Below are 20,966 nucleotides of genomic sequence, written 5' to 3'. Positions count from 1 at the left end.
ACTTAAGCAAAAATTTGATGCGGTACTAGCTCAGTGGTAGAGCACAACCTTGCCAAGGTTGGGGTCAAGAGTTCGAATCTCTTGTACCGCTCCAAATTCCTATTTCAATCCCCTTAAATAAAATAATCACCCGCAGCATTTTTGTATCTAAAACTTTACCTTAAAGAAAGTCTCCAAATTCACTTCCTGATTTTATCCCCCCTAAATGAAATCATTATTACTGTATTCAAAAAAGATCTAATTTCATTTTTATTCAATGTCAAAAGTCACCAGCTGCGGGCTGTGATCCGATGCATTTGTGGCAATGCTTTGTGAATCAATAATTTTTAATCCGCGATAATAAACATGGTCTAACGGCAGGCCGAAGACACTGATGCGCAGATCCTTTTTGAATAATGTTTCTTTAAAACCGGACTTAATTAATGCCAGCTCAACGCTCTCTAAGCGGGCATCTGTCCAGGTATTAAAATCACCACTAAATAAAATCGGCCCGTTATGCTGTTTGATTAAACTCAGGTACGGCTGCAGCTGATTTTTCAACGGCTGTGAAGTAAAAGTAAAGTTCACTCCATGTAAATTAATCACCAGTAAAGTTTGGCTGCTGTTCTGCAGCGGGTAAGCTGCCGCTAATCCCGTCTTAGGTACGATTATCCAGGGTTCACTGTAACGGGTGGCGCAGACCTGCATGGCTGGAAATTTACTTAAAGTATTAACACCGTAAATAAAACCTGCATACTTGAATGCATAGTTGTGCAGATAGAAGAACTGATTGTTTAGGCTGAAATTCTTTAACGGCTGTGAATACTTGACTTCCTGCAGGGTAAGTAAGTCTGCTTTAGCACTCCACTCCAGAAGCTTCGCACGCCAGTTTTTATTCTGCTGTTTATAAATATTCCAGTTCAAAAGGGTAAAAGGAAAGCTGAGCTTAGCGGCGTTGTCTGCCGGCTGCCTGACGCGGGATAGTTCAGGGCAGGTTGAGTGGTAAAGCTGCTGATTATTATCAAAAACAGTAAGCTGGGCAGGTGACTCAGGAAAAAAGCTACCCGCATTGCCCTGTGTGGAAAATATAAGCATAAAAATTGGTAGGCAGAATCTGCTAAAAATGATGCTTACTAGAAATGTGATATTGGATTTCATATTAGGGCCTATGTATTTCTGTTATCTGTGCCTGCTGGAGACTATTTTTATGCTCAGTAAAGCAGGAAACATACAGTGCAGCCTCTCTACATTAATGACTGAGAACAAAAATAATCCCAGCTCTTCGGCTTGAATCTGAAAATCACTCATTCTGTGCTGCTCATCGTTCATTTAGGGGCGCTGAATCTTACTATTTACGCCTTGTTTTAGGTACTTTCAGGCTCAACAGGGACAAACTTCAAAGATAAACAGGTCCAAATTATATTATTATTGATGGAGGTCAATTATCTGGGTTATATTGTTGATCCGATTAATCATATTTAAGTCTGAATTATGCCATTAGAAAGAACACTTTCAATTATTAAACCTGACGCCGTGCGTAAGCACCTAGCTGGTACGATTTTAGCGCGTTTTGAAAAAGCCGGTTTAACACCTGTTGCGGTTAAAATGCTGCAGCTGACTAAAGAGCAGGCTGAAGGTTTTTATGCTGAGCATCAGGGTAAAGAATTTTTTGAGTCTCTAGTTGAGTTTATGACTTCGGGGCCGATTATGGTTCAGGTCTTACAGGCTGAAAATGCTATCAGCTATTACCGGGAAGTAATAGGGACAACCGATCCTGCTCAAGCAGCTGCTGGCACCATTCGTGCCGACTTTGCCGCGTCTAAGCAGCATAATGCAGTACACGGTTCTGACAGCCCGGTATCAGCCTCGCGTGAAATAGCTTACTTTTTTTCTGATGACGAAATTTGCCCGCCAATAGAAGCTTAAATCCTTTATAATACGTCAAATAAAATGCAGTTTTCTTACTGCGTTTTATTTTGGCATCATCGCAACGCCGATAATGTACATTTTCACAAGCTTTTAAAGTGACGGCGTATTTATAATTTAGGGATAATATGAGCGAATTTTTAATGTTGATGGAGCAGATTCCTGCTTTACTTTACGGCACGATTACTATTTTAGGGCTGTTAGTTGGTTCTTTTTTAAATGTGGTTATTTTTCGTTTACCTGTGATGATGGAGCGCGCATGGAAATCAGAATGTGCGGAGTGCTTTCCTGAAGCGAATATCAAAACCGAAAATGATGTTTTTAATTTAGTGCTTCCCCGTTCACGCTGCCCGCAGTGTAACCACTTAATCGGCTCCGCAGAAAATATTCCGCTTATCAGCTGGCTGTTCCAGAAAGGGCGCTGTAAACACTGTTCATGTCAAATTAGTAAGCGTTATCCGTGTATTGAGCTGTTAACCGGTTTAATGTCCTTAGGCGTTGCTTACCTGCTTCCTTTCGGCTGGCCTCTGGTATTCGGATTAGTTTTCACATGGGTATTAATTAGTCTGACCTTTATTGACTTTGATACTATGCTGCTGCCGGATCAGTTAACTTTGCCGCTGCTGTGGCTGGGTTTACTGATCAATATTTCAGGTACTTTTACAGGTTTAACGGATGCTGTGTTAGGAGCTGTTTTTGGCTATTTGAGTTTGTGGTCGGTTTACTGGGGCTTTAAGCTGCTGACCGGAAAAGAAGGCATGGGCTATGGGGATTTTAAACTTTTAGCCGCCTTAGGTGCCTGGTTCGGCTGGCAGGCGCTGCCTTTGATTATTCTCATTTCATCATTTGCCGGTGCGATTATCGGTATTGCAGTGCTGTTAGCATCAAAAGATAAAAAAAGCCGTCCAATACCGTTTGGTCCTTACCTTGCTATTGCAGGCTGGATTTTCCTTGTTTATGGTCAGGCCGTGACTGAAATGTATTATAATCTGGTGCTTTAATGAATAAGGGGGAGCTGCATAAAACAGTAGATACACAGCAGTCTATTGATGAAAAATGGATGAATTACGCCTTGTCTCTTGCTGATCAAGCGGAATTATTAGGTGAGATTCCGGTTGGGGCTGTGTTAGTCAAAAATGATCGGATTGTTGCTGAAGGCTGGAATCTGTCGATTGTTAGTCATGATGCCTGTGCACATGCTGAAATTATGGCAATTCGAGAGGCTGGGAAAACGCTGCAAAATTACCGCCTGATTGACTGTACCTTGTATGTCACCCTTGAGCCTTGCCCTATGTGTGCTGGTGCGCTGGTCCATGCGCGTATTAAACGTCTTGTTTACGGTGCCGGTGATTATAAAACCGGGGCCGCCGGATCTGTCTTTGATTTAGTGCGCAGCGATAAATTAAATCATCAGATCGAAGTGACTTCTGATATTTTTGCCGAGCGCTGCGCCGCTAAAATAAGCAATTTTTTTAAACGCCGCCGCAAAGAGAAAAAAGTATTGAAAAAGCAGCTTCTTGCTGACTCTTAACCTAACTACAGAGCTGACTATGACTAAAAAAATAATTACTTTTGAATTCGAAAAAGAAACTAAAAACAGTGTACGTTACAAAGAAGTCCCAGAGCCGGGACAGGCCCCTGTTGTCGGCAGTATCTATGTGCAGAAATGGTTTGCCGGTTCAAGTAAAGAACTATCGGTTAGTATTGAGAAAAAAGATTAAGAGAATGATTCACTAAGCCGGGCCTTTCGATACTCTGCACACTATAATAATGTACAGAGTATCTGCTCTATTTTTCATTTTCCTTTTCGTTCTCCACATCTAACTCTATCGCGTTCTTCAGTTTCTGTCGTTCCGCTTGTGCGTCCTCCTTAGCTTTCTGAGAAGCCTGCAGCGCGGTAAATGCTTTATCTTTCGCTGTTTGATAGTTATTGAGTTCAGCCTGTGCCTGTTCTTTGGCTAGTAATACTGCTGCTTGTTCAGCGGCTGCTTCATTCGCCTCTTTTAATAAAATATTTTCTCTATTTAAGCTTTTCTCTTTAGCGTACTGCAGCCTTGCCTGCTCTGCTAATGCTTCATCCTGGGCGAATTTCAGTGCCTGTTCTCTAGTCATTGTCTGCTCTTGAGCTAATTTGAAAGCCTGTTGTGCGCCTAAGCTTTTTTCCTGGGCCTCCTGTAATGTTTTTTCCATTGCGAGAATTTCTTTCTCGGCATTGTGCAGATTTCTTTCTTTATCTTCGCTGTCCTTTCGGGCTTTGCGCCATGCTTTTTCTTTAAGTTCAATATCCTGTTCGGTTCTTTGTAATGCTCTTTTCCTTGCAAGCGGTTTGTTGTTTTCTTCTTCTAAAGCCTGCTGTTCAGCTAAGGCTTTCTGCAGGGCGATTTTCTCGGCGGCCGCTTTGTCTTTAGCTTCCTGAAGTGCTTTTTCTTTTGCTAATGCTTTATCTTTGGCATCCTGCAGTGCCTTAGCGGCTGCTTCTGCTTTTTCTTTTTCGGCGACCGACCAGGTGAGTGTTTTTAAATACTGACGGATATTGTTTACGTAGGTCTGCGCTTCCTGACCTCGAGCATAACCGTAACGAGTTTTTTTATACCATTTCTTTTGATGCAGCAGAGGCAGGTTCTCTTTAACATCGGACCAGGCATCCGGGTTCTGCTTTTTCATCGCTGTAATACGCCTCGCATCCATTAAATGTCCGTAACCGAGATTATAACTGGCTAGGGCAAACCATACTTTTTCATCATTCGGAATACTGTCAGGCAGGCGTTTAATTAACTGCGATAAATATTTAGCGCCGCCTTTAATGCTTTGTTCGGCGTCCAGACGGTTTTCTATACCGACGTAATCAGCTGTATCCAGAGTCAGCATCATCATGCCGCGCACGCCGGTCGGAGATTTTGCATTTGGATTCCAGTGTGACTCTTGATAACTGACAGCTGCCATCAGCAGCCAGTCAACTTCTGCCGTTGCATAGTTCTTAAATAATTTTTCGTATTTAGGTAATACTTTGTCTATACGTTTTATAAAGGTGCGTGTGTCGACAAAATCAAAATGCTGCACATGGCCGAAATACTTTTCTTCAAGTTTTGCGATACTTTGATCCTGATATTTACCGCCGATAAATTCAATAATTGCAGAATAAACACTGTCATCTTGATCGCGTTTGATTAACCAGGCTACCGGCAGCTTTTCTGAGATGGTAAAGGCCTCTGCCAGTACGGGATAATAGCGCTGCTTTTGAGCAAGTGTTGAGCTGTCCACAATAGCAAAGGTAATCTCCTTGTCGGCAACTTTACGCAGCAGCGTTTCCTGGTCTTCATTCTCTAAAATCTGAATTTCCAGGTCAGGCACTTCATCTATCATGCTGTCTAATGTTTCTTCATGGCTGCTGTCTTTAAGCACGCTTATCGGTGCATTAACATCGATTATTTTACGCGGCCGGTAAGTCCCTTTGTGATAAACCACTTTTTGTGAAACATGATAATAAGGCGGAGAGCTGCGGTATTTCTGTGAACGTTTAGGCGTTAATGTCAGTCCGGAGCCTACAAAATCAATTTTGTTATTATCCAGAGCATCAAACAGCTCTTTAAGCGAATTATATTCTTTGATACGAAAATTTACATTCAGGTAAGCTGCAAACTGTTTACCAAGTTCATAGTCAAAGCCGCTATAAACAGAACCGTCATAACTGTAAGTTAATGAACTATTAATAGTGCCCATAATAATATCACCACGCATCTGAATTTTTTCTAAGCTGCTGGTTTGGGAAAAAGGGTTACAAGCGCCCACTAATAAAAGAGCGGAGCTTACAAAAAGCCAAGCCGTTAACTGCTTGAGTTTTTTAAGTGGCATAACAGAGTCCATATCAGAATTATGAGATGAAACTGTTCACTGTTTCATCTGGATTTTGTGAATTTATCATATTAAATATCAATTAGCCTTCGACTATAGAGTGTTTCTATATAATAAAAAATGCTTTTTGCATATAATAGCCAGCTAATAGCAGTTATATCAAATAAGTAATTATTTAAAGGCGCTTCTATTGGCAGGTTGTCACCTTGAATAATTAGTTATTTATCCGTGTAATTGACGTTACCCAAGATCATTTATCTATCTAACGAGAGAAATAACCTATGGAAATTTTGCGTGGGGCACCAGCCTTATCGACATTTCGTGTTAATCAGTTATTAAAAAACTGTGAAGCCTTAAATCTACCTGTATCGCAAATATATGCAGAATATATGCATGCGGCAGATTTAACTGATGCTTTAAATGACCAAGAGCAAGCTGTACTACAAAAACTACTAACTTACGGACCTAAAATTGCGGAACATGATCCTGTCGGGTCATTATTATTTGTGACTCCTCGTCCGGGGACTATTTCACCATGGTCTTCAAAATCGACGGATATCGCCAATAACTGCGGTTTGGCAAAAGTTAAGCGTTTAGAACGTGGTATTGCTTATTACGTTGAAACAACAACGGAATTATCAGCACAGCAGCACAAGGAGCTGTCTGATTTGTTACATGACCGCATGATGGAGGTGGTATTTACTTCTCTTGATGATGCGCAGAAACTATTTGCACAAGGTATTCCTGGAGAAATGACCAGTATTGATATCTTGAACATAGGGCGCAGTGCGCTTGAAGCTGCTAATGTAAGTTTAGGTTTAGCACTTGCTGATGATGAAATTGATTATCTATTAGAAAACTTTATTGACTTGGGACGTAACCCTAACGATATCGAATTAATGATGTTTGCCCAGGCAAACTCCGAGCATTGTCGTCATAAAATCTTCAATGCCGACTGGACTATTGATGGTGAAAAACAGCCTAAATCACTATTCAAAATGATCCGCAATACCCACGAAAAACACCCCGAATTTGTTTTATCCGCATATAAAGATAATGCCGCTGTGATGGAAGGTTATCAGGCAGGGCGTTTCTTCCCTAGTGTTGATGACCGTGAATACGGCTACCACCATGAAGATATCGATATATTAATGAAAGTGGAGACCCATAACCACCCGACAGCTATTTCGCCGTTCCCTGGTGCTTCAACGGGATCCGGTGGTGAAATCCGTGATGAGGGCGCAACTGGTATCGGTTCTAAACCTAAAGCAGGTTTAGTTGGTTTCTCTGTTTCTAACCTGCGTATCCCGTCATTCGAGCAGCCATGGGAGACGGATTTTGGTAAACCAGATCGTATCGTTTCTGCCCTAGATATTATGCTGGAAGCGCCGCTGGGAGGTGCCGCCTTTAACAATGAATTCGGACGTCCGAATATCCTTGGTTACTTCCGTACTTATGAAGAAAAAGTAGACAGTCATAACGGTGAAGAGGTCCGCGGTTACCACAAGCCGATTATGTTAGCCGGCGGTCTGGGTAATATCCGCCGTGAGCATGTACAGAAAAAGGATATTCCAGTCGGCGCTAAACTGATTGTGCTGGGTGGTCCTGCAATGAATATCGGTTTAGGCGGCGGCGCAGCCTCGTCAATGGATTCCGGTGCATCTTGTGAAAATCTGGATTTTGCTTCAGTCCAGCGTGAAAACCCGGAAATGGAACGCCGCTGTCAGGAAGTGATCGACCGCTGCTGGCAGATGGGCGATGATAACCCGATCCAGTTTATTCACGATGTCGGCGCGGGTGGTTTATCAAACGCAATGCCTGAGCTAGTTGATGACGGCGGTCGTGGCGGTATCTTCGATTTACGCGCAATTCCAAATGACGAGAAGAGCATGGCACCGCATGAAATCTGGTGTAATGAATCTCAAGAGCGTTATGTAATGGCGGTTAAGCCTGAAAACCTGGCTGCCTTTGAAGCGATTTGTCAACGTGAACGTGCACAATACGCTGTGATCGGGACTGCAACTGAAGAGCTGCATCTAACACTTAACGATCCGGAATTTGATAACAAACCCATTGATATGCCTCTGGAAGTGTTATTAGGTAAAGCACCTAAAATGCATCGTGATGTTAAATCACAAACAGCACAGGGCAAACCTTTAGATCTGTCTGGTGCAAGTATTAAAGATGCTGCTGAGCGTCTGCTTCGTTTACCGTCAATTGCCGAAAAAACATTCCTGATCACTATCGGTGACCGATCGGTAACTGGTTTAGTCGCTCGTGATCAGATGGTTGGCCCCTGGCAGGTGCCGGTTGCTGACTGCGCGGTTACCGCTGCCAGTTATGATACTTATTTTGGTGAGTCGATGGCGCTGGGAGAGCGTACACCTGTTGCACTGCTTAACTTTGGTGCTTCAGCACGTCTGGCTGTAGCTGAATCAATCACTAATATTGCCTGTTCTGATATTGGTGATTTCAAACGCATTAAACTTTCTGCAAACTGGATGTCTGCAACGGGACATCCTGGTGAAGATGCCGGTTTATATGAAGCTGTAAAAGCGGTTGGTGAAGAGCTTTGTCCAGAGCTTGAACTTACTATCCCGGTAGGTAAAGATTCAATGTCGATGAAGACTCGCTGGCAGGAAGGCGATGAGGAGAAAGAAGTTACCTCACCGCTTTCACTGATTATTACCGCATTTGGTGCTGTTCGTGATATCCGTAACACAGTGACACCGCAGCTGCGCAGCGATCAGGGTGATACAGATCTGATTCTTATTGACTTAGGTAACGGCCAGAACCGTCTTGGTGGCTCGTCACTTGCGCAGGTTTATAAGCAGCTTGGCGAGTCAACACCTGATGTCGATGATCCTGCTTTATTACAGGGTTTCTTTAACGCGGTGCAGACCTTGGTCGCGGATCAGAAATTACTGGCTTACCATGACCGCAGTGACGGCGGCTTATTCTCCACAATTACCGAAATGGCTTTTGCCGGTCATTGTGGTGTAACGGTACAGCTTGACCAGCTGGGTAGTGATGATTTTTCCGCACTATATAGTGAAGAGTTAGGTGCTGTTATCCAGGTACGTGCAGAAGATAAAGAAGCTGTCTTAAATACGCTGGCCGGGCATGGGTTAGCATCGAATTCTCTCGTGATTGGTTCATTAAACGAAACTGACCAGATTGAATTTACGCGTGACGGCAATGATGTACTGGTTGCTCCGCGCAGTGAATTCCGCAGTATCTGGGCTGAAACAACGCTGAAAATGCAGTCGCTGCGTGATAACCCGGCTTGTGCATTAGAAGAGTTTGAGTTGAAGTCAGATCTTCAAGATCCGGGGTTAAGCGCAAAGTTAACCTTTGATATTAATGAGGATGTGGCTGCACCGTATATTTCAACGGGTGTTTTACCGCGTATGGCGGTTCTGCGTGAGCAGGGCGTTAACTCTCAGCAGGAGATGGCGGCCGCCTTTAACCGTGCGGGGTTCTCTGCGGTTGATGTGCACATGAGTGATGTTTTATCTGGTGATGTACAGCTGGCTGATTTTGCCGGTTTAGCAGCCTGCGGCGGCTTCTCTTACGGTGACGTACTAGGTGCCGGTGAAGGCTGGGCTAAATCCATTCTGTTTAACGCGCAGGCGCGCGAGCAGTTCCAGGCTTTCTTCGAGCGTGAGAATTCATTTGCCTTAGGTGTGTGTAACGGTTGTCAGATGTTGTCAAACCTGCATGAACTTATTCCCGGTGCTGATTTATGGCCTCGTTTTGTGCGTAATAACTCTGAACGTTTTGAAGCGCGTTTCAGTTTAGTTGAAGTGCAGAAAACGAATTCACTGTTCTTAAATGATATGGCTGGTTCATACATGCCGATTGCTGTTTCACATGGTGAAGGCCGTGTTGAAGTGAAAGATCAGGCGCACCTGGATGCGATTGAAGCAAGCGGTTCAATTGCTTTACGTTTCATTAATAACTATGGTAAAAATACCGAGCAGTACCCGGCTAACCCGAATGGTTCACCGAATGGTATTACCGGGCTAACCTCTCAAGACGGGCGTGTTACAATTATGATGCCTCATCCTGAGCGAGTATTTAGAACGGCTGCTAACTCATGGCATCCTGAGGAATGGAAAGAGGATAGCCCCTGGATGCGCATGTTTAGAAACGTACGTAAACAGTTAGGTTAATACTTAGCAGAAAAAAAAGGGGATGTTAAATCCCCTTTTTTAATTCTTGTGCTAGGATTAAGTCATTGATTTTAATGGCTTTGTCAACGACTTGTAAATGAAAGGTGGTTTTTTTGTCTGTAGATATCGAAAATGTTTTATACATTGGCGGCAATATTAAACTTGTTGAAGTTATGCTGGACATGTTTAAAGAGGTCTCTGCGGAATCTGAATATCAGATTCAGCACTTAACAAGCTGTGTTGAAATTCATCGCGCATTAGCTGAAAAAAACTATAAGTATTTAATTAGTGAAGAGATAGTGGATAAAGCTGCTGTCGATAAAGTCGCATGCGATTATCCGTCATTAAAAACAGCCTACCTGGCTGGTATTCAGAATGCGGATCAGAAAGTAGAAAACAGCAGCGCCGGTTCAGTGATCAAAGTACTGCTCACCGATGAAGTTAAAGCTACCCTGGACTGTATCCGTATTCCTATCTATTACAAGAATAAGCAGGGGGAATTTTTAGCCTGTAACAGCTATTTTGCAGAAGCGGTAGGTATGACGACCGGACAGATTATAGGAAAAACAGCCGCAGAGATATTACCTGCGCACCTGTTACCCGGTTTAGAACAAGTAGACCAAAAAGTATTTGAGGATAATCAGGTACATCTCTACGAATGTGAGTATGTTGATGCTGCCGGCATACACCGTGAAGTGGTTTTTAGAAAAGAAGCGATGGATGGCGGTGAAATTCAGGTTGGTACTATCCTGGATATGTCTGAGCTTAATAATGCTAAACGATTAATTGAAAAAGAGCGGGTAAGATTAAGAGCCACTGCAGACATGTCTTCAGACCTGATATTTTTTAAAGATCTTGAAAGCCGTTTTCTGGGCTGCAATAAAGAGTTTGAAAAATTTGTCGGCTGTCCTGAGCGGGATATTTTAGGGAAAAGAGATGACCAGCTCTTTGAACTTGACCAGGCCTTAATGTGCCAGGCGCAGGATCAGGATGTAATGACCACAAAACAGATACATCACGGCAAAGAGTACCTTACCTATAAAGACGGTGTCCGTCATTTTATAGAGATGAAAAAAGTACCGCTTCAGGACAAAAAGGGCACAGTACAGGGATTGATTGGTATGGGGCGAGATATTACTGCCCAGTACATGATGCAGAAGCGTTTTAAAGTTGCCAATGTGGTATTTGAAAACAGTAAAGACAGTATAATCGTTACCGATGAACGCGGCGATATTATTTCTGCAAATGAATCGTCATGCCGCATCTCTGGGTATTCAATAGCAGAGCTGTTACAGGCGAATATTAAAATATTTTCATCACAGCAGCATGATCATTCTTTTTATGAGCAGATAGAGAATGCACTACAGGAAAAGAATAACTGGCAGGGAGATATTAGCTACCGTATTAAAAACGGTGATACCTATTATGCCTGGTTAGAAATTTATGTGGTTAAACATCCGGGGGAAGGGGGGGAAAACCATGTTTATTCTTTTACTGATTTAAGCCAGTGTAAAAATGTTGAACAGAAAACCCAGTTCCTTTCTAAGCATGATCCTTTAACCGGCTTGTTTAATCGTATTGCGTTGTTTACCCGGCTAGAAGATGCGATTGCCCGCTCCAGTCATAAAGAAATTGCCATGGCGGTGGTGCTGGTTGATATTAACGGCTTTAAAACGATTAATGATCAATACGGGCATAATGCCGGTGACGCAGTGCTTAGAGATATCGCTAAACGCCTCAAGTCCTGCGTATATGAAAAAGATACCGTTGCACGTTTCGGTGATGATGAATTTGTTTTATTAATTGATGAACTAAGCAATGAACAGGGAGCTGCTATTGTTGCACAGAAAATAGCCCGGCAGTTCAGCAGCGTCTTCTTGATTGATAACGTCGCCGTTAAGCTGTCTGCCACCATAGGTATCAGTATATTTCCAGATGACGGTATCGATGTTGACACTTTACTGGTTAATGCAGAAAAAGCGATGCAGCGGGCAAAATATGATAAAAGTGCACCTTATCATTTTTATACCGTGGAATTAACCCGTTATTCGAATCAGCAGTTTGCATTAGAAGACGAACTCAAGAATGCGCTGCAGGCACAGCAGTTTGAACTGTATTACCAGCCGCAGTATGATCTTAATAAACGTCAGATTGTGGCATTAGAAAGCTTACTTCGCTGGAAGCACCCAGAGCATGGCCTTCTGCTTCCCGACAGTTTCTTAATCTTAGCTGAAGAGAGCGGTTTATTAGTTCCAATCGGCCTGCAGATGATCCGTAAAGCCGCTGAGCAGGCGGTTATCTGGTCTAAATCCGGGATCAATTTCGGTCGAATTGCTATTAATTTATCGGAGATTCAGCTGGAGCAGCTTAGCTTTATTGCTGATATTCAGACTATTTTAAAAGATACCGGCTGTTCAAATAACTGGCTGGAGTTTGAAATTGGTGAGTCGGTATTCAGCAGTGATTCGGTGAATATCCACGAAAATTTACTTAATTTAAGTAAGGTAGGCTTTGCGTTAACGGTTGATGGTTTTGGTGCGGATCGTTCTGTTTTGTATTCAATAGATCATTTGCGCATTGAAAAGTTTAAAATATCAAAACAGTTTATTCACGGTGTTCCCGGGCATTTAGCGGGCGAAGCTATGATTAAGTCAGTAATCGTTTTAGCACGTGCGCTGGGGATTGACGTGGTTGGAGAAGGCATCGAAAATGCTGAGCAGGAGGCATTTTTAACTGCTCATAATATCGATTCAGGCCAGGGACATTTTCAGGCTAAACCGATGAAAACTTCCGAAATGACTTTCTACCTGCGCTGTAATAAACGTAAGTAAAGATCGTTGCTAATGCGGTACAAGAGAGGCTGATAACGATCCTTGTACTGCGCTTCCTATCTGAATTTTACCCGTGCTGCCGGGCGTTTTAAATCCTCAAGTTCATCCTAAAAACAGTTGTAATGCAAAATTGTTAGTTTTTCAGATAAATTTTAATAAAGCCTTATTCATTGCCGGTTAACTCCAAACTGTTTAAGTAAGTGCTTAGGCTTAGACGAAGGGAAAGGTACTAATTGATGTAACTTGTTATTCTCATTGTGAAATTAATAATGAAGTTTTGACCGGCGTAAATGACTAGAGATGTATTCTGTTTTTTATCATCACCCTGTAGTGTTTTTTAACTGAGTGAAGAGTAAGTTAAGTCTATTTTTTGTATTTTACAAATTCTGGCTAGTTGTTATGATGCAATCGTAAGTCTTACGAATAATTGGAATTAAGTTTGTCTATATCTGCCGAGAATGTTTTATATATCGGGCATAATATTAAACTGGTTGAAGCTATGCTCAACTCATTTAATACAGCCGCGAATCACTGTTGTTACAATACCCGCCGTTTAAATCACTGTAATGAACTACAAGCTGCTTTAGCTGAAAAACAGTATAGCCATCTTATTTGTGAGGTGCCGGTTAATAAAATCCTGTCAGATAAAATCCAAGAAGATTTTCCTTATCTAAACTGCATTTACCTGGCTGACAATGATGTCAACGAAACGCCTGCATCTTCTGCCACCGAGAGTGAGCTACTTACTGATGAAGTGAAAGCTGCTTTAGAGTGCATCAGTATTCCTGTTTATTATAAAAACAGACAGGGAGAATTTTTAGCCTGTAATACCTATTTTGCCCAAGCATTAGGCATGACCACTGCACTGATTATAGGCAAAACAGCTGCAGAGATATTACCTGCGCATCTATTACCCGGTTTAGAGCAGGTAGACCAGAAAGTGTTTGCAGATAATCAGGTTCACCTTTATGAGTGTGAGTATACAGATGCCGCCGGCATACATCGTGAAGTGGTTTTTCGCAAGGAGGCGATGGGTTGCGGTGAAATTCAAATGGGTACTATGCTGGATATGTCTGAGATCAATCAGACTAAACGCTTGTTGGAAAAAGAGCGAATTATGCTCCGTACGACGGCGGATCTGTCTCCAGATCTGATCTTTTTTAAGGATCTGCAAAGCCGCTTTCTAGGTTGTAACAAAGAGTTTGAAAAATTTGTAGGCTGCTCTGAAGGTGATATTTTAGGGAAAAAAGATGATCAGCTTTTTGAACTGGATCAGGCATTAATGTGCCAGGCACAAGATCAGGATGTAATGACTACAAAGCAGATTTACAGTGGTAAAGAATATCTGACCTATAAAGATGGTGTGCGTCATTTTATTGAGATGAAAAAAGTACCGCTGCTGGACAAAGGCGGCAAAGTGCAGGGGCTGGTGGGTATAGGGCGTAATATTACTGCTGATCATCTAATGCAGAAACGTTTGAAAATTGCCGATACGGTATTTGAGAACAGCAAAGAGGGCGTCCTTGTTACTGACGGCCGGGATAAAATTATTTCTGCCAATATAGCTTGTCGTCATATCTCTGGTTTTTCAGAAGCAGAACTGCTGCAGTTAAATATCCGAACTTTTTTACTGCAGCATTATGATGAGTCTTTTTATAAAAATATTGAATCGTTATTAAAAAAGAATAAATGCTGGCAGGGCGAAATTACTTATAGCGATAAGAATGGCGAGATCCATTTTTGCTGGCTGGAAATTCATACTGTCGAACATGCTGGAGAAGGTATAACTAACAATATTTATTCCTTTACGGACTTAAGTCAAAGCAGAAGTGCCGAAGAAAAAATACAGTTTTTATCTAAACATGATCCGCTAACCGGGCTGTTTAACCGTATCGCATTATTTACCCGCCTGGAAGATGCAATTGCGCGTGCACATCATAAAGAGGCCGCAATGGCGGTGCTTCTGGTTGATGTTAGCGGCTTTAAAAAAATCAATGATCAATACGGGCATCACGCTGGTGACAAGGCACTAAAAGAAGCTGCCAGACGCCTTAAGCAGTGTGTATTTGCAAAAGAGACGGTGGCGCGCTTTGGTGATAATGAGTTTGTCATCATTATTGATGAACTAGCCAATGAACAGGTTGCCGCTCTGGTGGCGCAGAAAATTGCGCTGCAGTTCAATGAAAAAATGATTATCGACAATATTGAAGCACAACTTTCAGTAACCATTGGTATTAGCCTTTCTCCCGATGACGGTATTGATGTTGATACACTTCTTAAAAATGCAGAACAAGCTATGCTGCGTGGTAAAAAAGATAAAAGTGCCCAGTATCACTTTTATACACCTGAACTGACTCGCTACTCCAGCCAGCAGCTGCAGTTAGAATTAGAGTTAAAAAATGCATTAGAGGTGGACCAGTTTGAGCTGTATTACCAGCCTCAATATGATCTTAATAAACGCCAGATTTCAGCTGTAGGGGCACAGCTTCGCTGGAATCATCCGCAGCAGGGGCTTCTGTTTCCCGAGCAGTTTTTGATTTTGGCACAGGAGAGTGGTTTGCTTATTCCTCTGGATTTGAAAATGCTCAGGAAAGCAGCAGAGCAGGCGGTAGTCTGGCAAAAGTCGGCTGTTAATTTTGGGCGTATTGCCGTTAATATATCCAAAGCTCAATTATCACAAAACTGTTTTATTGCTGATCTGCACTCCATTTTGAAAGAAACTAACTGCTCCGGCCGATGGCTTGAATTTGAAGTCGATAAATCTATTCTTCGCCATTCTTCAGTAGAAATTCAGTCAAATCTTCTGAATCTTGGCAAGATGGGCATTGCATTAACGATAACGAATTTTGGCATTGCGAGTACTGTTCTCGATTTAATTAACCTGCTGGGTGTTGAAAAACTGAAGGTATCAAAGCACTATGTCAGTAATAGTTCAGGGGCCTTAGTGAATGAGGCACTATCAAACTCGGTTAATGTTTTTGCCCGTACTTTAGGTATCAGCGTCGTTGGAGATACCGTTGAAAATGCGCCGCAGGAAGTTTTTTCAGCTTCTCAGCATAGTGCGTCAGCGCAAGTAAATGCTCAGGTTAAAGCCATGAAAAGCACTGAAATGACTTTCTATCTACGCTGTAACAAACGCAAATAACCTTACACATGGCAGAGGCTTCAGTGGCTTCTGCCGCCGCTGCAGTATTAAGAAGCGGTCCGCCGCGATCCCTTCCGCTATTTTTTATTCTATACCGCCTGACTTGAGCTTCATGTTTAAAAGCTGCTGCGCTTACTACCTGATGACTTGTGCACCTTAAATGATAACCGGCGCATAATCTGTATCTTCTTCAGTTTTGCGTATAAGATAATCTAACCTGATGTTTTTACTATAAGAATTAGCTTATGGATTTTTTTTCTCTTGAGATGCCCTGGCAGGACAGCACCCTGTATGTAGCGCTGTCTGCATTGTTATATTTTTCTTTGCTGCTCCTTACATCACTGCGTGTGGTTATTAAACGTAAACCGATAGGTATTTCTCTTGCATGGTTGTTTTTGATTTATGCACTGCCCCTATTCGGCATGATCAGCTATTTCATTTTTGGTGAGCTGCACTTAGGTAGAAAACGTCAGAGACGCCGCGAAGAAATGAGCGGTTTATTTCAGTCCTGGCTGCATAACGAGGTAACAGAAAACCGCATCGGTGAACAGCTGACCTCACCTTCGGTTATGTCAATGCGCCGTTTTGTTGAATCCTATACCAGCATGCCGATGATGCAGGGTAATAAACTGACTCTATTATCTTCGACGGAAGCTATTTTAACTGAACTTCAGGAATGTATCGATCAGGCGCAGCACAGCTGTTATCTGATGTTCTATATCTGTTATGAAGGCGGTCTGGCAGATAACGTTATAGAGGCGTTAATACGCGCTTCACAGCGTGGTGTCAGCTGTAAAGTGCTGCTGGATTCCGTGGGTAGTCATGATTTTTTTAAATCCGTTCAACCACAGAGAATGCGTGACTCCGGTGTTGAAGTTGTTGAAGCGCTGCCCGTTGGTGCGCTGCGTCTGCTTTTTCAACGTCAGGATTTGCGCCTGCATCGTAAGCTGATATGTATTGATGAGAAGGTTGCCTACACGGGCAGCATGAACTTGGTTGATCCTGCTTATTTTAAGAAAGGGCAGGGGTTTGGACAGTGGGTTGATATGATGGTGCGCTGTGAAGGCCCTATTGTACAGCTTATGCAGGGCCTGTTTATCTGGGACTGGTACTTAGAAACCAATGTTAAACTGTCTTTTGATAAGTTATCTGAGAAAAGTTTTGCCGTTAAAGGGGAGCAGAATGTACAGCTCATCCCGTCCGGTCCGGAATTTGGTAAAGCCAGTATTCATCAGGTGTTATTAACGGCTATTTATGAGGCTAAGGACAGCCTGGTATTAACTACCCCCTATTTTGTACCCGATGACAGTCTGCAGGAAGCATTAACGGTTGCCGCTTTACGCGGTGTTGATGTAAAGATTATTTTGCCCGCTAAGAATAACTCTTTTATGGTCAAATATGCTTCACGTGCCTTTTTTGATGAGCTGCTTTGCGCCGGGGTTAAAATCTATAAGTTTCACGGCGGCTTACTACACAGTAAAAGCATAGTGGTGGATGAGAAAATAGCGCTGCTGGGCACGGTTAATCTTGACCGGCGCAGTTTCTGGCTTAATTTCGAAATGACTATGTTAGTTGATAACCGCTATTTCACCAGTGAACTGCTTAACCTGCAGATGAATTATTTAGCAGACTCTCAGCGCTTACAATTAGAAGAGTGGCAGTCGAGAAGTTACGGCAAGAAGCTGCTGGAGAGCTGCGTGTATCTGTTCAGCCCTCTGTTGTAATAATCTATTGAAACCTTGAAGCCGAATTCACCCTGCCTGCGGCTAAACTTGCAGTGTCCCTCTTCTATAAATCATCCGCACCAAAGTACTCTTTGAGCATCGTTTCTGTAAACGCCTTTAATTATGTTTTAACAGGTGTTTGTTATAGAAGATGCTAGGGTGTCAAAAGCCGTCAAAAAACGCTTAATGGCAAGCTGAGGCCGCTTTAATGGTGGTAGGCTGCATAAAAGGTTTGTAAATGTATAAACAGGAATGACTTAGTGAGGAATTTAAGACAAAAAAAAGCCTGCGGTTAAGCAGGCTTTTTTATTTAGTACTTAAGAAGATTAAGCTTCTTCTTCAGTTTCTTCTACAGCGGGTGCATCAACTACGTCAACGTAGTCTTTACCGTAGTAAGAAGCAAGAAGTACTTCTTTCAGCTCAGAGATAAGCGGGTAACGAGGGTTTGCACCAGTACACTGGTCATCAAACGCCTGTTCTGCTAGATCATCAAGAGCAGCTAGGAAGTCAGCTTCATTAACGCCGGCAGCCTGAATTGAAAGAGGAATGTTTAATTCAACTTTAAGTTCATCTAACCAAGTTAGCAGTGCGTTAATTTTATCTTCAGTGTTACCTTCGTAGAAACCAAGGTGAACGGCAATTTCTGCATAACGAGCACGTGCTTTAGGACGGTCGTACTGAGAGAAAGTACCCTGTTTAGTTGGTTTATTAGTTGCATTGAAACGAATTGTATTCGTTAGCAGCAATGCATTTGCTAAACCGTGTGGAATGTGGAATTCATTACCGATTTTGTGCGCCATTGAGTGACACACACCTAGGAATGAGTTCGCAAACGCGATACCAGCGATAGTTGCCGCATTGTGAACTTTCTCACGCGCAACTGCATCGTTTTTACCGTTATGGTAAGAGCTTGGCAGGTACTCTTTTAATAGTTTAAGAGACTGCAGAGCCTGACCGTCAGAGTATTCGTTAGCAAGCATTGAAACGTAAGCTTCAACAGCGTGAGTAACTGCATCGTAACCACCGAATGCACAAAGTGATTTCGGCATATCCATTACCAGGTTAGCATCAACAACAGCCATGTTTGGTGTTAGTTCGTAATCTGCTAGTGGATATTTTTTACCAGTCTTGTCGTCAGTAACAACGGCAAATGGTGTTACTTCAGAACCCGTACCAGAAGTAGTAGTGATACATACTAATTCAGCTTTAACGCCCATTTTAGGGAACTTGTAGATACGTTTACGGATATCCATAAAGCGCATTGCTAAGTCTTCGAAATCAGTTGCAGGGTGCTCGTATAGAACCCACATGATTTTCGCTGCGTCCATTGGAGAACCACCACCAACAGCAAGAATTACGTCAGGATTGAATGCGTTACAAGCTGCAGCGCCTTTTTGGATAATTGAAAGCGTCGGATCCGCTTCAACTTCATGGAATACTTCAACCATCATTCCTTTGCTTTCAAGGATTGAACGTAACTCGTCAATGTAACCGTTAGCGAACAGGAAGCCGTCTGTTACGATCATTGCACGCTGTTTGCCTTCTAAATCAGTCATTGCGATTGGTAATGAACCACGACGGAAGTAGATTGATTTTGGTAGTTTATGCCATAACATATTTTCAGCTCGCTTCGCAATTGTTTTAGTGTTGATTAGGTGTTGTGGACCAACGTTTTCTGAAACAGCGTTACCACTGTGTGTACCACAGCCTAACGTTAGCGATGGTGCGAAACCAAAGTTATAGATATCACCAATACCACCGTGAGATGTTGGTGAGTTAATTACGATACGACATGCTTTCATTGCAAGACCGAACGCATCAACACGCTCAGAGTTTGCATCCTGGTCTGTGTATAGTGCAGCTGTGTGACCAACACCACCGATATCTAGAACAATTTGCGCCTGGCGAACAGCATCTTCGTAATTTTTAGCTTTAAACAGACCTAAAGTAGGAGATAGTTTTTCATGTGCGAACATGTTTTCTTCTTTTACTTCAAGACCTTCACCAACTAGTACTTTAGTTGAAGTTGGTACTTTAACGCCTGCAAGTTCTGCAATTGTAAAAGCAGACTGACCTACGATTTTAGCGTTAAGCGCGCCGTCGATAAACATAGTATCAGCAACTTTTTTAGTATCAGCTTCGTTTAACATGAAGCCGCCGTACTCTTCAAGACGTGCTTTAAATTCATCGTATTTAGATTCAACAACAATTGCAGCCTGCTCAGAAGCACAGATCATACCGTTATCGAATGTTTTTGACATTAGGATTGAAGATACAGCACGTTTGATATCTGCACTTTCATCGATAACAACAGGTGTGTTACCCGCGCCTACACCGATTGCAGGGTTACCTGAAGAGTATGCTGCTTTAACCATGCCTGGACCACCAGTTGCAAGGATGATTGCAGTGTCGTCATGCTTCATGATTGTATTAGTAAGTTCAAGTGAAGGAATGTCGATCCAGCCGATAATATCTTTTGGTGCGCCTGCTTCAATTGCCGCGTCTAAAACGATTTTAGCTGCGTAGTTTGTACATTCTTTAGCACGTGGATGTGGTGCAACAATACAACCGTTACCCGTTTTAAGTGCCATTAACGTTTTGAAAATCGCAGTTGATGTCGGGTTAGTTGTAGGCACGATTGCACAGATGATGCCCATAGGCTCAGCAAGTGTAACCGTGTTTAACGATTCATTACGTGATAATTCACCAACTGTTTTTGTATCTGCAAAACTGTTGTAAATGAACTCAGAAGCAAAGTGATTTTTAATTACTTTATCTTCTATAATGCCCATGCCTGTTTCTTTTACAGCCATTTTAGCAAGTTCGATACGGTGAGTTGACACTTTAAGTGCTGCTACGCGGAAGATTTCGTCAACTTTTTCCTGTGAAAAGGTTGCGTACTCTGCTTGAGCGAGTTTAACTCGCGCAATCAGTGCTTCTAAATCAGCAACTGTGCTTACTGTCATATATTTCTCCAAAGATTTATAAAATTAAAAAGTTAAAAATGTTTTAATAAAACTGAGTTCTTATATCGAAAACTTATCTTAGTAAAAAACTTTCACATTGATTATAGAAATTTGCATTTTTGACGTATTGATCGAGATCATGTGTAAGTAAATTACAAAAAGACTGCAAATGTCAAAGCTGGCGCAAAATATCGCGCTGGCAGCTAGGTTTCACAGGGTGTTTTATAACGTGAAAGCCACTGTATTTCAAGTGTTCTTAAGGAATTGTTGCAATAATGTAATTTTATTACACCTATTTGCTTTGTTGTTGTGTAGTTTGACGAAAAAGTCTTTGCGTGCAGGCGTAAGCGGTAATAAGCTCCCTGCTT

At 42.3% G+C, this 20,966-nt stretch carries 11 protein-coding genes and 1 tRNA gene; 9 read left to right on the top strand and 3 right to left on the bottom strand.

The window, feature by feature from the left end:
- Positions 1–19: 19 nt before the first annotated feature.
- Positions 20–94, top strand: a tRNA-Gly gene (locus G327_RS0116430).
- A 155-nt stretch (positions 95–249) separates the two neighbouring features.
- On the opposite strand, the gene G327_RS0116425 is transcribed toward G327_RS0116430, so the two are convergent.
- Complete coding sequence (locus G327_RS0116425; protein ID WP_019615894.1) at positions 250–1,074, bottom strand: endonuclease/exonuclease/phosphatase family protein; 825 nt, start codon at positions 1,072–1,074, stop codon at positions 250–252.
- A gap of 396 nt (positions 1,075–1,470) precedes the next feature.
- Here G327_RS0116425 and ndk point away from each other — a divergent pair, with 396 nt between their 5' ends.
- From ndk to G327_RS27080, 4 genes are all read left to right on the top strand, one after another.
- Positions 1,471–1,905, top strand: a complete 435-nt coding sequence (gene ndk, locus G327_RS0116420) for a nucleoside-diphosphate kinase (RefSeq protein WP_019615893.1) — start codon at positions 1,471–1,473, stop codon at positions 1,903–1,905.
- 128 nt (positions 1,906–2,033) lie between these two features.
- The gene (locus G327_RS0116415) at positions 2,034–2,906 is read left to right on the top strand and encodes a prepilin peptidase (RefSeq protein WP_019615892.1); all 873 of its coding nucleotides are present in this window, start codon (positions 2,034–2,036) and stop codon (positions 2,904–2,906) included.
- A complete protein-coding gene (gene tadA, locus G327_RS24945) occupies positions 2,906–3,436 on the top strand; it encodes a tRNA adenosine(34) deaminase TadA (protein WP_019615891.1) in 531 nt (176 codons plus the stop codon). The genes G327_RS0116415 and tadA overlap by 1 nt, the downstream gene beginning before the upstream one ends.
- A 19-nt stretch (positions 3,437–3,455) precedes the next feature.
- Positions 3,456–3,626 carry a hypothetical protein gene (locus G327_RS27080; RefSeq protein ID WP_019615890.1) on the top strand — a complete coding sequence of 57 codons (171 nt, stop codon included), beginning with the start codon at positions 3,456–3,458 and terminating at the stop codon, positions 3,624–3,626.
- 67 nt (positions 3,627–3,693) lie between these two features.
- On the opposite strand, the gene mltF is transcribed toward G327_RS27080, so the two are convergent.
- Complete coding sequence (gene mltF, locus G327_RS24940) at positions 3,694–5,757, bottom strand: membrane-bound lytic murein transglycosylase MltF (protein ID WP_019615889.1); 2,064 nt, start codon at positions 5,755–5,757, stop codon at positions 3,694–3,696.
- Between the two features lie 281 nt (positions 5,758–6,038).
- On the opposite strand from mltF, the gene purL reads away from it, so the two are divergent.
- From purL to cls, 4 genes are all read left to right on the top strand, one after another.
- Positions 6,039–9,932, top strand: a complete 3,894-nt coding sequence (gene purL / locus G327_RS0116395; protein ID WP_019615888.1) for a phosphoribosylformylglycinamidine synthase — start codon at positions 6,039–6,041, stop codon at positions 9,930–9,932.
- 113 nt (positions 9,933–10,045) lie between these two features.
- Positions 10,046–12,763, top strand: a complete 2,718-nt coding sequence (locus tag G327_RS0116390; RefSeq protein WP_019615887.1) for a sensor domain-containing protein — start codon at positions 10,046–10,048, stop codon at positions 12,761–12,763.
- Between the two features lie 439 nt (positions 12,764–13,202).
- Positions 13,203–15,908 (top strand): sensor domain-containing protein, encoded by a 2,706-nt coding sequence (locus G327_RS0116385; RefSeq protein ID WP_019615886.1) that lies wholly within the window; start codon positions 13,203–13,205, stop codon positions 15,906–15,908.
- Positions 15,909–16,153: 245 nt separating this feature from the next.
- A complete protein-coding gene (cls, locus tag G327_RS0116380; protein WP_019615885.1) occupies positions 16,154–17,632 on the top strand; it encodes a cardiolipin synthase in 1,479 nt (492 codons plus the stop codon).
- A 326-nt stretch (positions 17,633–17,958) separates the two neighbouring features.
- Here cls and adhE read toward each other — a convergent pair whose 3' ends face one another.
- Positions 17,959–20,598: a bifunctional acetaldehyde-CoA/alcohol dehydrogenase gene (adhE, locus tag G327_RS0116375; RefSeq protein WP_019615884.1), complete on the bottom strand. Its 2,640-nt coding sequence runs from the start codon at positions 20,596–20,598 to the stop codon at positions 17,959–17,961.
- Positions 20,599–20,966: the final 368 nt, after the last annotated feature.

This window comes from Psychromonas ossibalaenae ATCC BAA-1528 (assembly GCF_000381745.1).
Lineage (GTDB): Bacteria > Pseudomonadota > Gammaproteobacteria > Enterobacterales > Psychromonadaceae > Psychromonas > Psychromonas ossibalaenae.
Note: the sequence above shows the minus strand (reverse complement) of the source record. Positions and strands in the feature narration are given on the sequence as shown.

What these genes read in the sequence shown, in the direction of transcription:
- adhE (WP_019615884.1), bottom strand. Translation starts at nt 20,598, where the DNA reads ATGACAGTAAGCACAGTTGCTGATTTAGAAGCACTGATTGCGCGAGTT.
- G327_RS0116425 (WP_019615894.1), bottom strand. Translation starts at nt 1,074, where the DNA reads ATGCTTATATTTTCCACACAGGGCAATGCGGGTAGCTTTTTTCCTGAG.
- cls (WP_019615885.1), top strand. Translation starts at nt 16,154, where the DNA reads ATGGATTTTTTTTCTCTTGAGATGCCCTGGCAGGACAGCACCCTGTAT.
- G327_RS0116415 (WP_019615892.1), top strand. Translation starts at nt 2,034, where the DNA reads ATGAGCGAATTTTTAATGTTGATGGAGCAGATTCCTGCTTTACTTTAC.
- purL (WP_019615888.1), top strand. Translation starts at nt 6,039, where the DNA reads ATGGAAATTTTGCGTGGGGCACCAGCCTTATCGACATTTCGTGTTAAT.
- ndk (WP_019615893.1), top strand. Translation starts at nt 1,471, where the DNA reads ATGCCATTAGAAAGAACACTTTCAATTATTAAACCTGACGCCGTGCGT.
- G327_RS27080 (WP_019615890.1), top strand. Translation starts at nt 3,456, where the DNA reads ATGACTAAAAAAATAATTACTTTTGAATTCGAAAAAGAAACTAAAAAC.
- mltF (WP_019615889.1), bottom strand. Translation starts at nt 5,757, where the DNA reads ATGCCACTTAAAAAACTCAAGCAGTTAACGGCTTGGCTTTTTGTAAGC.
- tadA (WP_019615891.1), top strand. Translation starts at nt 2,906, where the DNA reads ATGAATAAGGGGGAGCTGCATAAAACAGTAGATACACAGCAGTCTATT.